Here is a 13,898-nt window from a genome sequence, read left to right on the forward strand (position 1 = left end):
CTCGTGCCCGGTGGTCGGATAGACGTCGAAGTTGCAGTCAACGCACGCAACGCACCGGGCGATCTGCAGCGTGCTCTCGCGCCTGCGATGACTCAGGCGAAGGCGTTCGGTGGCGCGATGGGGTTGGCCATCGGTGGCGCGGCCGTCGCGGCCGGTGTCAAAGAAGTCATCGACATCGGCAACGACTACACGACCACGATGAACACCCTGCAGGCGGTGACGCGGGCGACCGAGTCCCAGATGTCTGCCGCGGGCGATCGCGCGAAGGCACTCGGCAACGACATCTCCCTGCCGGGAACGTCGGCGTCGGATGCTGCAGCGGCAATGACCGAGCTCGCCAAGGGCGGGTTCTCGGTTCAGCAGTCCATGGATGCCGCGAAGGGCACGCTGCAGTTGGCGGCGGCCGCGCAGATCGATGCCGCGTCGGCCGCGACGATTCAGTCGCAGGCGCTGCAGTCGTTCGGTCTCAACGCCGACTACGCGGCCACGGTATCGGATGTACTGGCGAACTCGGCGAACGCCTCTTCGGCCGAGATCACCGACGTCGCAATGGGTCTGGCGCAGTCGGGAGCGGTGGCCAACCAGTTCGGCATGTCGATCGAGGACACCGCGGCCACCCTTGGTGTCCTGGCGAACGCGGGAATCCAGGGCTCCGACGCAGGTACCTTGCTGAAGTCGACCCTGTTGGCACTGACCGATCAGTCGAACCCGGCGCAGGGCGCGATCGAAGATCTCGGTCTCACGGTCTACAACGCGCAGGGACAGTTTGTCGGTATGTCGGAGTTGTTCCGTCAGCTCGACGAGGCCGCGGCGTCGATGTCGCCGGAGCTCTATCAGGCGGCCACCGCAACGCTGTTCGGTTCGGACGCGATGCGTCTGGCCGGTGTCGCTGCCGAGCAGGGGCAGGCCGGGTACGACAGCATGCGTACCGCCGTCGAGCGGCAGGGCGCGGCAGCGGAGGTCGCGGCCGCGAAGACGAAGGGTCTACCGGGCGCGATGGCGTCCGCGGGCAATGCCGCCGAGACCCTCGCGCTGGGTGTGTACGACCTGGTGGACGGTCCGCTCGAGGGTCTGATCACCAAAGGTGCCGAGTTCGTCACGAACACCACCCCTGGTCTGATCAGCGGTCTCGAATCCGCAGGCCAGGCGATGGCTCCTGTAGCCGGGTTCGTCGGCGATCTGGTGAGTGCGTTCACCGAACTGCCCGGGCCGGTTCAGGCTGTGGCTGTCGGTCTGGGTGCGCTGAAGATCTCCGGTCTCGACGACTCGATCGGTGAGCGGATCGGCGGCTGGCGCGACTCGATCTCGGACTTTCGCCGTGAGATGGGCGACCTGCAGATGGAGCAGGCGCTGTCGGGCATTTCAGATACCGACACGGCGAATCCGATCTCGGCTCTGACCGGTGATGCAGAGGATCTCGCGGGCGCACTCGAGGAGAACGCGGAGCCGCTCTCCGAACTCGCGGCCGGCCTCGCCACGTTGGAACGCCGCTCGCCCGCGATCCGGAACATGGCCGAGGGTTACCGCGGTGTCACTGCTCGCACGCGAGAATTCGCGAACCAGCAGCGCGCGGCCGCCGGACAGTCCGGCGCGCTGACGTCGGCGCTGCGCAACGGTGCGGCTCGCGCGGCTCAGTTCGGTGGCGTGATCGGCGGCTCCGCTGTCGCTGGCCTGCGTGGCATGACGTCCGCAGCCAGGGGCGCGATCGGTGTCCTCGGTGGTCCGTGGATGGTCGGGATCATGGCTGCGACGTACGCGGTCGGCAAGATCTCCCAGGAGATGGCCAAGACCGACACCCAGCAAGAAGCGGTGGCCACGTCTGCCGCAGCTGTGTCCGTCGCGCAACGCGATATGGCCAAGGCCTTCCAGCAATCTCTCGGCGCTGTCGACGACACAGTACTGTCCACTCTGGCGATGCAGATCGGTGCCGTCCGTGACGAAGCCCAGAGTGTCGCCGAGACCGCACCGGGATTCTTCGCTCCACTCAACGATGTCGGCAAGGACCTCGGAGACCTGTTCAGCAAGGGTGACTTCTCGGTTCTCACCGGCGAGCGCGCGTCCGCGGCCATCGACAAGCAGCAGCAACTCGCAGACGCGGCATCGCGAACGAAGGACTCGTTCGACGAACTGCAGTTGTCGAACGAGGAACTGGCAGCAGGTTATTCGGGCAGCGACGCCGAGTTCCAGTCCCTGATCACCAGCTTGGAGGGCACCAGCAACGGCGGTGCAGATGCGATCGCGAGGATAAAGGAGCTTCGGGCCGAGGTTGTGCGTGCGAGGGAATCGGCGCAGAACACGACGCCGGGATTCTTCGATCTCCGCGATGCGGTGAAGGTGTTGTCCGACGAGTCGTCGTCGGCAACGGACCGTATCAATGCGATGAAGACTGCGCTGGATGTGTTGTCGGGCAAACCGATTCCCTTGTCCGATGCGCTGCAGACGTACAACGATCAGGTTCGGGCTACAGCCGAGGCCACGAAGGACGTCTGGGATGCCGCCGAGGGATGGGGCAAAGAACTCATCAAGGCCGACGGATCGGTCGAATCGGCGTCGGCCAATGGTTCGCGATTGCGGGATGAGCTCCTGCGTATCAAGGATGCCACGGTCACTGTGGCAGAAGCCGGCGGCGACCTCGCACCGGTGTGGGCACAGAACGATGAATCGCTTCGAGCGCTGTCGATCTCGACTGGTGTGAGTGTCGAGGCGCTGTATCGGATGATCGAGGCCGAGGGTCTGGTTCCGAAGAACCTCGAGATGCTCGCAAGCTTGCGGGGCGCGGACACGGTCGAGCAGCAGATCGCGATCCTCGCGGGTCTTCTCAACTCGGTCGGTCAGCCGGTCGATATCCCCGTGGATGCCCTGACCGAAGACGCGAAGAACAAGATCCTCGCAGTCGGTGGCACTGTCGAAGAGAACATCAACGGCAAGCCGGGCATCGTCCGGATAACGGCACCCAACGACGAGGCACTTGCGGCGATCGACGCGATTGCCGCGAGCGTCAACGGGATCCCGAAGTCCATCATGATCAACATCGACGCGCAGGCTACGGCGCGTGCGCAGGCTGCATTCAACGCCAACGGTGTTCAGGGGCCGGTCGCACCGGTACTGATCGATCCTCCCCGTCGTGCGACCGGTGGCGCATTGGTCGGTCCGGGGACGTCGACGTCGGATTCGATGCTCATGTACACGCCCGGGTTCGGTGCGTGGCGAGGCTCGACGGGCGAGCATGTCCTCGACGCCGGTGACGTGCAGGCGATGGGTGGGCAGGAGAACGTCTACCGGTTCCGGCAGATGCTCGACATGAACGCCTTGCCTATGGAGGACCTGCTCAACGGGAACCTCGCTCTGCCGGGGTTCGCTGAGGGTGGCGCGCTGGATCGGGTGTTCGATCTCGGTCGGCGCGGCAACGGTAACCCGTACGGCTGGGGTGCTGCGTCGGTGTCGGCGGCGGACTGCTCGGGCTGGGTTGCGATCCTGCAGAAGGCAGCGATGGGTCAGGGCGAGTCGGGCCGTTTGGGCACGACGTATTCGTTGCTGGCCGGTGAGTGGCCGGGTCTGGTGCCGGGGACTACGGGTCCGTTCGTGGTGGGCACCAACGAGGAGCACATGGCTGCCACCGTCACCAACAACGGGACTTCGGTGAATTTCGAGTCCGGTGGCGCGAACGGAAGAATGCAGATGGGTGGCGGTGCTGCGGGTGCGTTCGATGCGCAGTTCACCAACCAGTACTACCTACCCTGGGAGTTGTTCGCGCCGCCCTACGATCCGGCGACGTCCGGTGCGCCGGGTACCGCGGGGATCGAGGGTCTGGATTCTGCGAGCTCGTACAGTAGCTCCGGTGGTTCGCGGTCGAAGAAGGCGACGTGGGCGGAGAAGGACGAGCTGGCCCTCGATTCGGCTCGCATCGCGATCAGGCAGGCCGAGGAGGATCTCGCGGCGGCGCTGGGCAACCCGAAGAAGTCCGACGCCGACAAGGACCAGGCTCGGTCGAAGGTCGATCGGGCCAAGCAGAAGGTCAAAGACCTCGAGGCGAAGAAGGACGCTGCCGCCCGCGGGTTGAACGAGCCTCCGGCTCCGCAGGCTCCGGACCTGACGACCAATCTGTCCGACGAGGAGTTGTCGGCGCAGGATGCTCAGGCCGCGGTCGTCGAGGCCAACGCTCGCCGCAACGAGGTCTACGCCGATCCGGAGTCGACCCCGGAGGAGAAGGCGGCCGCGGACCGTGCGCTGCAGCGTGCACGGAACTCGGCTGCCAATCAATCCGTCGGTGGTGCTTCGGGATCGGCAACGGGTGCGTTGACGACGGCCGATCAGTGGTCGTCGGCGCTCGGCGGCATCGTCGGTGACTTCGTGACCGAGAACATCGCAGATGTCCTCGGCTACTACGAGGCCGACAACATGGGCCCGCTCGCCAAGGCCGGGATGGCGGTCGTGACGGGTCTGGCGCAGATGCAAAAGCAGCATCTCGAGGACAACGCCAGGTTGCTCGACACTGCCAAGCCCGCGACCGAAGACGAACTCGCCAATCAGTTGCCGGCCACTCCGGGCACTCCGGAATGGATCGAGTTGCTGGCGAAGGGGATGGTGACGCCGACCCCGAAGTTGTTCGACACCGGTGGTCTGTGGAAGCACGGCCAGCTGGGTCTGAATCTGTCGGGTCAGACCGAGGAGGTGTTAACCGGCTCGATGCGTACGTCGGTGGCGCAGGAGTTGGCGTTGGCGCGTGCGGAGCGGATGGCTCCGCAGCGGTCCGCTCCGGAACGTCGGGAGGCCAGTCCGATCACGGTGAACAACAACGGATTCGACCGTCATGAGGTGGAACGCGGTATCCGTCAGGCGCGCCACGAAGACGAGTGGCGCTCGAACAGTGTTCGGTTAGGGGAGTCGTGACGTTCTTTCCGGAGGGCACCGCCAATGTGGTGATCGCAGGGCCCGGCGCAGCAGCGGATCTTCCGGAACGGGCCTGGTATCTGTCCGAACACCACCTCGTCGGACGTCAGTCCGGCGGGGTGGTGCTCGCTGGTGGCTGGGCCGACTACGTCGAGCCGGAGGCCAAGCATCAGTGGTTCGAGACCGCGCGGGGTGACGGTGCAATCTGGCTGGGTGCGGTGATCGAGCCTCGGCGTTTCAAGATCCCGGTGTACGTCCACGAGATCCACGGCTCGCCGATTCACAAGGTCGAGGATTCGTTCTGGTCGGACATCTGGTACGAGTTCCAGTCTCGCTTGTACGTAAATTCCCCACGCGGCGTGAAGTATTGCGACTTCCGTTTGGACGCACCGCCGTCGGTCGAGCACGAGTCCGATCCGGTGTTCGAGGGTTTCCAGCCGTATCTGATTCCGGTCGTGGTGGAGAACGCGTGGTGGTTCGGTCTGCCGGAGGAGTTCGCGTGGGCGAACGGACAACCGGTGACGAAGAAGTCGCTCTACAACTCCGGTGACCGCAAGGCCATGCCGGTGATCACCATCAAGGGGCCGGGTGTCTTTCAGCTCCCGGACGGTGTCAGTGACAAGGTGGTGACCACACCGAACCTGAAGCCCGGGGAGGTGGTGGTCATTCACACCGACATGTCGGTACGCCCGAAGTCCAACATGCGCAACAACTTCTACGGCGACATGGGCGGTCAGCGCTTCCTCAGGGACAACGCGATACCAGGTCGTCGGCGGATGGACATGTCGCGTCTGAAGTGCATCGGCGGCAATGCCGCGTCGTCGGCGGTGTTCACGATCGAACCGAAATCACGGAGGCCGTTTTGACCGCACCGGTGATGGACCCCGTCAACGTTCCTCTCGATTCGTGGTCGGCCGCGGCATGGCGTGAGTTGCTCGACGAGCCGCCGCGTCGCGGATCGGCAGCCGAGTTCAGTGTGGAGGTCTTCACCCCGCAGTTGGTGCCGCTGGGGATGGTCACCGACTACGGCGAGGCGCGATTCAAGAAGCAACGCCGCGGTGTGGGTCCGGCGAAGCTGCTGTTGCCGGGGTCGACCGAGTTCGCTGAACTGCTGATGAAGGCGGACACCACCGTCATCCCCGTGCGGATCACCTACAACGACGAGCACTACGACGGGTTCGTCGACACCGCAGTCCGCAAGGGCATCAAGGGAAACAAGACGATCACCGTCACCCTGGTGGACTCGAAGATCTTCCTCTCGTGCATCTTCGCCTACCCGATGCCGATCCCCGGGTTCGAAGAGGTCCAGTTCCCGCCGGAGGACCTGTTCGTCGGACCGCTCAAGGGCGGCGTTCACTGGTACTCGGAACGCAACTTCTTCCGACTACGCTTCCGCACGGGCCAATGCCCGGTCACCATGCTGCCGTACGACTTCTTCTCCGACCGTTCGGAGTGGACGACGATGCAGGCCCGCATGGTCTCGCTGGAAGAACTGTTCGATCCGGTCCTCAAGGACTCGGACGTCATGATCGAGATGGGCTTCTTCATCAAGGGCCGCGACAAGCAACCGTCCGATCGGGTGACCCTGCTGTCCTCGCAGGTGTGGATGCGGGTGGTCGATCGACCGAAGTCCGGCGGCATCAACACCGGTGTCGCACCGCTCGACGGTCTGGCGAACACCATCGCCCAGATGATCGCCGACGGTGTCGACTCGTTGATCGGCGGCTTCCTCCCGGGCTTGGCCGAGCAGATCTCCAAGCACCTCAAGCAGACCGAAATCCCGTCGTGCATCTGGACGGAGGACTCCCCGGGCATCATCGACGCCACGTTGGAAGTGACTCACCCACAGGCCTATTCGGTGATTGTTGGGGGGAAGAGCCCCACCTGGCTGAACAAGTTGCTCCAGCTCGCAATCGAGCAGGGGATCATCGCGTTGGCCACCGCGGCGCTGACAGCGTTGTCGATTCCGATCGGCGGTCTGGGCGGGATCATCGGCGCGGTCGCAGGTGCCCTGTCGACGATCCTCGACGATGTGTTCCTCGCGTTCATGAAAGCCACGAACTACAGGGCCAAGCGCGAGCTCGGCCCGCTGGCTCGTCCGGAGAAGTTCGTCAACGGCGGCTCGGCCGGATACACCTTCTCCTCCAAGCAACGCGCCGATCAGGGAATCTTCGACATCGCCGGAAAGCGGCGAGGCAAAGTCTCGATCATCGACTGGGCCCCGCACGCGGCATTCCGCGATTTCGATATCGGGCATCTCGTCGGATGGGAAGACGAAGGGGAAATGTTCACCGACCGGGTGGAGTCGATCGAGGTCGTCGACACCCGCGAGGACCGTGTCGTGGTGGACACGGTGATCGGTGACGACGAGCCGGAGAAGTCTCCGCAGCAGCGCAACCAGGAACGGTTCAAACGACTGTTCTCGATGTTCAACGCCATGACCCTCGCAACGAACTAGGAGAACGCACCATGCCGGACATCGTTCTGCCCCACAATGTCTCGATCATCCCACAGGAAACTTTCTACTGGTGTGGGCCTGCGTCGACTCAGGTCGCGCTCGATGTGAGGGGGATCGGCTCGACAGAATCGGATCTCGCCGAACAACTCGGGACTACCCGTAACGGCACAAACCACGTTGGGCTGATCACCGACCTGCTGAACCGGAACGTCGACGCCGACTACGTCACCCGGCAGATCCCCGGCAACGATGCGACACCTGCACAGCGTGAGTTGCTGTGGTCGGACATACGGTCGTCGATCCTCGGTGGTTATGCGGTGGTCGTCAACGTCGTTGTGCCGCCGTCGAACTACCCGCGCGGTACTCGCGGCGAGAAGCCCGCATACGGCGGGGGGACGGTCTACCACTACTTCACGGTCGTCGGTTTCAATGCCGACACCCGCGAGGTGTTCGTCGCCGACTCGGGCTTCCGGCCGTACCAGTATTGGATGTCGGTCGATCAGTTGGCGTCGTGCATCGCGGGTAAGGGGTACACGGCGACACCGGACGTTGCGCCTGTCGCGGCCGCCGACGACGAAGCGACGTGGGCTCGGATCGAAGAGCAGTTCATGGGCCCACGCCGATGAGCGCGTACCTGCCCGATGGCAGCACAAACGAGGACGGCGGTAAGTACGACGCCGGTCACGGAATGCGTTACACCCCTAGATACACCGACCCCGAATGCACTCAGCTCGAAGGGATTACCTTCTGGCATCCCTGCAAGCAGGACCGTCACCCTGACTTCGAGGGTTGGGCCAACGGGCGCACCGGGGAGTCGGACACTCCCGGTACCGGGTGGACGCACACCAACACCGACAATCCCGAGCGCCTGACCGTGAGCCCCTCGATCCTGTGCGTGACATGCGGGTTTCACGGTTTCTTGGTCGAGGGAAGATGGGAGCCCTGCTGATGGATGCTCAGACGCTCCGGGCGGCGATGCAGGAGACCTACGTTTCCGCCGCCACCATCGCCGCATACCTGCCGCATTTCGAGGAGGCGATGCGCGCCGCCCAGATCACCACCGTCCTTCGGGCCGCGGCGTGGTGCAGCCAGATCGGCCACGAATCATCGGGCTTGCGCTACATGGCAGAGATCGAAGAGTCGAACCCGACGTGGACGTGGGATCGCACCAGGTACCGCGGCCGCGGACCGATTCAGCTCACGTGGCAGGGGAACTACCGGCGATTCGGCGAATGGTGCAAGGCCGCCGGATACGTCACCGACTCCGAGCTGTTCGTCAACCGCCCCGAGCTCGTCGAGGAACCGCGGTGGGGATTCCTCGCAGCGTCGTGGTACTGGCTCAACGGTGGGCCGCGCCGCGGTGAGATCAACGCTTTCGCGGATGCGGGCGACATTCTCTCAGTCTCACGATGCGTGAACGGCTGGGTCCCAACACCGAACGGGATGCCGGACAGGCAGTCCCGCTACACGCGCGCACTGAAACTCGGTGATGCGCTCCTACCCCAGGAGGATGACATGGCAGGTGCAGCGGAGAACATCGAAGAGCAGTTGCTGGGACGCAAGGAAGTTGACGGACAACGGCGCGGCTGGGATCAACTGGGCGACCACATGCAGAAGAAGCGCAGCCTCGTCGACGGCGTGGGCCGTGTGATGCAGATCGGCAACTTCGAAGTCGAACAGCTCAAGCGCGTCGAGTTGAAACTCGACGCGGTCCTTGCGGCACTCAAGGTCGAGAATCCTGCACCGTACGAGTACGAAAAGGGGAAGTGATGGCCGACAGAAATGTGGTCGATCTGATCACCGAACGTGTCGTCGAGCAGGTGTCGGCCACATTCGCGGGTGCGGTGGCACAGCTCGAAGCGGCCGGCGCAGATGCCCGTGCGCGTCTCGATGAAACATTCGAGCGGATCGAGGCCGAGGGCCGCGCGAAGCTCGACTCGCTGTTCGACCTCGGAGGCCTGCCGTTGGGCGGTCCGGTGATCACCGAGGATGGGGACTTCGACCCGGTCGGCTGGATCAAGTCTCAGGCGCGATCGCGTGCGTTGCGCACTCTGATTCAGAGTCTGCTCGCGGTCGTAGTGGTAGCTGGCGGCAACGTCGTGATTCAGGCGGTCACGCAGGGGACCCTGAACGTGTTCTCGTGGGACGACTGGAAGGTCGTCGGCACTCTTGCCGGATCGGCTGCGATCGCGTCGGTGATTGCGTACGTGCAGAACAAGTTCGGCATCAAGCCACCGAAGGCGGGCTGATGCGTCGGCGGTCGATCGACCTCGGTCTCGTCTCGTCGGCCGTCATTCAGGTGACGGTGTTGGTCGGTGCGTTCTTCCGTGGTCTGGACTACGCGGTGGGGACGGAGACCGGCGCTGCGATTCTGGGCGATGTCGAGCGAGCGGCACCTCTGCCGGTGTGGGGGTGGGCTCTGATGCTTGGTTCGGTTGCGGCAGTTGTGGGGTGGCTCGGCTGTGTTCGGCGCGCGGTGGCTCTCGGCTACACCGTGATCGGCCTGGCTCTGGTGGGAATCGGGTTCGGGCAGTTGGTGTCCGTGCTGTCCAAGGACGAGATTGATGGGTACCGCACTCCGATTGGGGTGATGGCCGGAGGTGTTGTGGCACTGGCGTTGGCGGGCTCGGCGTGGATGCAATCGCTTGCAGAGAAGGGTGTCCCTGATGCCGCCGACTCCTGAAACCGAGTTCGTTTCACAGCACCCGATCTACCTGTACGCGGCCCTGCTGCTCGCAGTGGTCGTGATCATGGCTCTCGTATCGGAGAAGGTCCGACAGGTGTTCGGCCCGATCGGTACGTGGATTTCCACCCGCAAGGAGCGCGCTACCGAACGCAAGCGCAAACAGCTGATCTCGAAAGGCCGTCTCGACGACGAGCGTCTGGCGACGGCCGAGAAGCGCATCGAGTACCTGGAGAAGGAACTCGCGGACGAGCGCGCGGAGAAGCAGCACTACTCGGACCAGGCTCGGTCACTCTCTCGCCAGTTGGCCGAGATGAAGATCAAGCTCGATGAGCTGACGGTTCAGGTGATCGCCCTGCGGCGCGACCTTGAATTGAACGGCCGACAGACAGGTGGGCAGTGATGGCAGGCTTCAACTTCGAATTGCCGATGACCCTGAAGCTGCGACTCCACGACGAGTGGAACATCCGCACAACGGGCCGCGGTCTCGCCGAGATCGAGGGCGGCGAAATGGACGTCGACGTCCTCGCCTACAAGGGCGACCCCGGCGACGCCGGCCGGGACGGCACCCCGGTACAGATCCACCGCGCACAGATCCCGGCCGACATCCCGGCGATCGGCACCCTGTCGCCGGAGTGGATCGGTCACGGCTGGCGTGTCGACGGGTCCCGCGACGTCAAGATGGTCGTCGAGGAATACCCGGGCGGGCCCGTCAAGTTCGACACCCTCACCAACTACCTCGGCGACAAGGGCGACACCGGCGCAGTCCCGACGTTGACGGTGCGGTCGGTGACCTCGACGACCGACGGCAACGGATCGGTCGCGTTCGAGGAGATCTCACCGGGCGCGTACGCAGCCGACTTCGTGCTGCGCAAAGGTGACACCGGAGCGCCGTCGACCGTCCCCGGCCCGGCTGCTGCGGTCGAGGCAGCGACGGACTACGAGGACGACGACACCGCGGCGGTCACCGGCGATGTGCTCGCGAAGCGATCGGACGGTAAGTGGGGTCCCCGCAAGATCTTCCAATCGCCCGGCGTCTACAAGAAGGCAGGCTCGGCCGAGGACTGGCTGGCGGTGAACTCGGGCAACGGGTGGGCGGGGGAGTACCTCTCGATCGTCACGATGCCGATGCCGGCGCAGCCGTTCGCATGGGAGCCGGAGGTCGACGGCATGGTCGAGTTCTTCACCACTGCCAACGTGCGCATCGACTTGGAGTGCCGCCTCGGTGCGGTGTCCGGGCCGCTGCTCGCGCGTGGTCCGGCCATCGCGATCACCGCCTTCCAGAATCAGTGGATACCGCGTGTGCTCTCCCGCGCGGCGGAGGAGACGATCTCGGTGCCGACGTCGTCGTCGACGATCGTGCCGAAGAACACCGCGGTGAACATCTTCCTGATCGCGCGCAAGATCGAGACGACGGCCCAGACACGTCTCGAGACGCGCAAGGAACGCGCGTACCTGCGGGTCCGCCCGATTCCGGTTCCGGTGTAGGCCTGTGCCTGAATACTTCGCTCCGAACAATCCGGACATCGGCTACAACGGTCGCGATCAGGACAAGCCCAGCGGCATTCAGATCGGCAACTCCGAGACGCTCCGCGCGCTCGGTCAGGTGTTGGCGGGGGATCAGGGTTTCGAGAACACCCCCGATGCTCAGGACCGCGAGTACACCGCGCAGGTTCTCACGGCGGGACTGGCGGCACGGGTGCAGACGCTCGAGGGTCGGATGGCGGCGGGAGCTGAGTACTCCGACAACTTCAACCGCATCAACGCCTCGACGCTCGGGTCTCCGAACCCGGGCGTGATTCCGGTGTGGCAGCAGTTCGGCGACGGGCAGTCGTTGGAGATCATCGACCAGGCCGCGCAGCTCAACCAGTCGGCCCCGTTCAATCTGGTCGACGACGGCACCCGGTATGCGCTGTGTCCGCAGGCGGCGTCGTCGCCGAACTACTCGGTGATCGCGATCGTGCACCCGCTCTCGAAGTCGGGGAAGATCGCGACCCGTGCGCGTACGAGCATCTACGGCCGGTGCAACGCGGCCGGCACCGAGGGCGTGTACGTCGACTTCTGGGGCGGGCACTGCGAGCTCGGCCGGTTCACGCGGTCGGGCAACTCGATGACCCGATCGCAGTGGAAGGCGAACGACGAACGGTCTTACAGCTTCTCGTCCACTCCGGAACTGCGGATGAAGGACGCCCGCTACGTGGTGGTGGTCGATGGTGTCGAGCTGATCGTCCACGACGACGTGTCGGGCTTCCCTGTCGACGGGAACCACAAGTTCTCGATGTTCTCCTGCATGACGTGGACCGGGTTCTTCGGTGCCACACCGGAATTCTCGGCAGGACTCACCGGTTTCGCGATCCGCGGCAGCGAGTTCACGGCGATCGAGGACGCGAAGGCCGATGCGGGCGCGGCGCTCGAGGCGGCGCAGGGCGCGCAGGAAGCGATCGGCACGGTCGTCGTCGATGCCACCGCGGCCGCGACGTCGGCGGCCGAGGCCGCTGCCGCGGCGATCGGTGCCGCTCAGCAGCAGCAGGTCAACGCGGTACAGGCCGCGATCATCGGTGTGCAGAAGGGCCTCCCGGTCGTTCCGTACCACCACTGCATGACCAACCACGAGTGCACGTTCCACCAGATCTCGCGTGACCGCGACGTCAACGGACTCAGCGGCGGCGTGTCGAATACGTCCGGTTCGGGGTGGAGCACTCACGACCACGTGCGTGGCACCACCGGATCCAACACCGGAAGTAGAACCCTCGACCCGCACGGACACAACGACAACTTCGCGGTGACCAAAGCGGACCCGGTGTACCTGCCCCCACAGAACTCGGTCGAGGCAGGATTCGTTCGGGTGCAGTGGTCCGGTGGTCGTGGTTCGGTCGTGTACGCGTTGGGCAGCATTCCTGCGTCGTCGCCGAACCCGATCTACATCCTGATCGGGCGAATGAGTCCGGATGACGGGTCGGTGTTGATCGAGCACGTCTCGCCGAATCAATCGGCTGCGATCAGCGGGCCGGGGGAGCAGATCTACAACTTGCCGAACGAGCTGGTGTTCGAGGCGAACGAGTCGGTGTGGCTGGGAATTCACCAGCCTGGTCCGACGAATTCGCAGCGCCAGCTGGTGGGCAAGATCAACAACGCGGCTGTCCCTCGTGAGGGTTTGCTGTATCCGCCGCAGATCGCCAACCGCATCATCTCGTCGTCGGTGATCACCGAGCAGTCAACGATCGCGGCGTCGTCGTTGACGTTCACTCCGGCTGCGGCATTGCCCTGGATTGGGATCGGACAGCCGACGAACCTGCCCCTGCCTGAACTGGTGACCTATTTCGAGGACTTCTCCTCGGGGTCGATTCCACCGACGCTCTCCCGCCAGGAGGGCGCAGCCGCAGTAGTGGTGTCGGGCGCAATCATGTTGCCCGGCGGACTGATCGACAACGGCCGCCGCCGGTACCGGGTGACAGCGAAGATGGCTCGCGACGATCACGAGGTGTCAGGCCAGATCCGCACGCCCACAACCAGGCCTGCGTATCTGCGGGTCCGTAGCTATGTCGATGTCGAAGTCCGTTCCACCGGTGTGACGTTGGCGTATCGGCCGTGGCTCGGTGGTGGGGTCTTGGCGTCGCAGGACTTCACGGTCAACTCCGGTGACGTCTTCAAACTGCGTGCCGAGGGCAACGTGTTCATCGTCTACAAGCTCACGGGAACCGACACGTGGACCCCTGTGCTCACGTATCCGGATACGGCCAATGCGATTCCGCGAGGCTCGGCGTACCGCTACACCGAGTTGGGTCTGAGCCGCGCGGACTTCGGTAACTCCGGCGGCTGGGAATTCATCCTGGCTCGAGATCTCCCTGACCCCGAATAGGAGCGTTC

At 64.5% G+C, this 13,898-nt stretch carries 11 protein-coding genes; all 11 read left to right on the forward strand.

The features are described 5' to 3' along the window. Positions 1-3 precede the first annotated feature (3 nt). From NY08_RS25070 to NY08_RS02685, 11 genes are read left to right on the forward strand one after another with little or no spacing between them, the layout of a single operon-like run. Entirely contained in the window at positions 4-4,890 is a 4,887-nt protein-coding gene (locus NY08_RS25070; RefSeq protein ID WP_052683702.1) for a phage tail tape measure protein, read from the forward strand. Further along, positions 4,887-5,756: a hypothetical protein gene (locus NY08_RS02640; protein WP_045194758.1), complete on the forward strand. Its 870-nt coding sequence runs from the start codon at positions 4,887-4,889 to the stop codon at positions 5,754-5,756. The genes NY08_RS25070 and NY08_RS02640 overlap by 4 nt, the downstream gene beginning before the upstream one ends. Then, complete coding sequence (locus NY08_RS02645) at positions 5,753-7,348, forward strand: Gp37-like protein (protein ID WP_045194759.1); 1,596 nt, start codon at positions 5,753-5,755, stop codon at positions 7,346-7,348. The genes NY08_RS02640 and NY08_RS02645 overlap by 4 nt, the downstream gene beginning before the upstream one ends. Positions 7,349-7,359: 11 nt before the next feature. Further along, positions 7,360-7,974 (forward strand): C39 family peptidase, encoded by a 615-nt coding sequence (locus NY08_RS02650; RefSeq protein WP_052683703.1) that lies wholly within the window; start codon positions 7,360-7,362, stop codon positions 7,972-7,974. Then, positions 7,971-8,297, forward strand: coding sequence for a hypothetical protein (locus NY08_RS02655; RefSeq protein ID WP_045194761.1), 327 nt, complete (start codon positions 7,971-7,973; stop codon positions 8,295-8,297). The genes NY08_RS02650 and NY08_RS02655 overlap by 4 nt, the downstream gene beginning before the upstream one ends. Then, positions 8,297-9,118, forward strand: a complete 822-nt coding sequence (locus NY08_RS02660) for a glycoside hydrolase family 19 protein (protein ID WP_144407303.1) — start codon at positions 8,297-8,299, stop codon at positions 9,116-9,118. Before NY08_RS02655 ends, NY08_RS02660 begins: the two co-directional genes overlap by 1 nt. Beyond that, complete coding sequence (locus NY08_RS02665) at positions 9,118-9,597, forward strand: hypothetical protein (protein ID WP_045194763.1); 480 nt, start codon at positions 9,118-9,120, stop codon at positions 9,595-9,597. The genes NY08_RS02660 and NY08_RS02665 overlap by 1 nt, the downstream gene beginning before the upstream one ends. Then, positions 9,597-10,031: a hypothetical protein gene (locus NY08_RS02670; protein WP_045194765.1), complete on the forward strand. Its 435-nt coding sequence runs from the start codon at positions 9,597-9,599 to the stop codon at positions 10,029-10,031. Before NY08_RS02665 ends, NY08_RS02670 begins: the two co-directional genes overlap by 1 nt. Then, positions 10,015-10,434, forward strand: coding sequence for a hypothetical protein (locus NY08_RS02675; RefSeq protein ID WP_045194767.1), 420 nt, complete (start codon positions 10,015-10,017; stop codon positions 10,432-10,434). Before NY08_RS02670 ends, NY08_RS02675 begins: the two co-directional genes overlap by 17 nt. Beyond that, positions 10,434-11,519 (forward strand): hypothetical protein, encoded by a 1,086-nt coding sequence (locus tag NY08_RS02680; RefSeq protein ID WP_045194769.1) that lies wholly within the window; start codon positions 10,434-10,436, stop codon positions 11,517-11,519. Before NY08_RS02675 ends, NY08_RS02680 begins: the two co-directional genes overlap by 1 nt. Before the next feature lie 4 nt (positions 11,520-11,523). Beyond that, a complete protein-coding gene (locus NY08_RS02685; protein WP_045194771.1) occupies positions 11,524-13,890 on the forward strand; it encodes a hypothetical protein in 2,367 nt (788 codons plus the stop codon). The last annotated feature ends 8 nt before the right edge of the window (positions 13,891-13,898 follow it).

This window comes from Rhodococcus sp. B7740, assembly GCF_000954115.1.
Classification (GTDB): Bacteria; Actinomycetota; Actinomycetes; order Mycobacteriales; family Mycobacteriaceae; genus Rhodococcoides.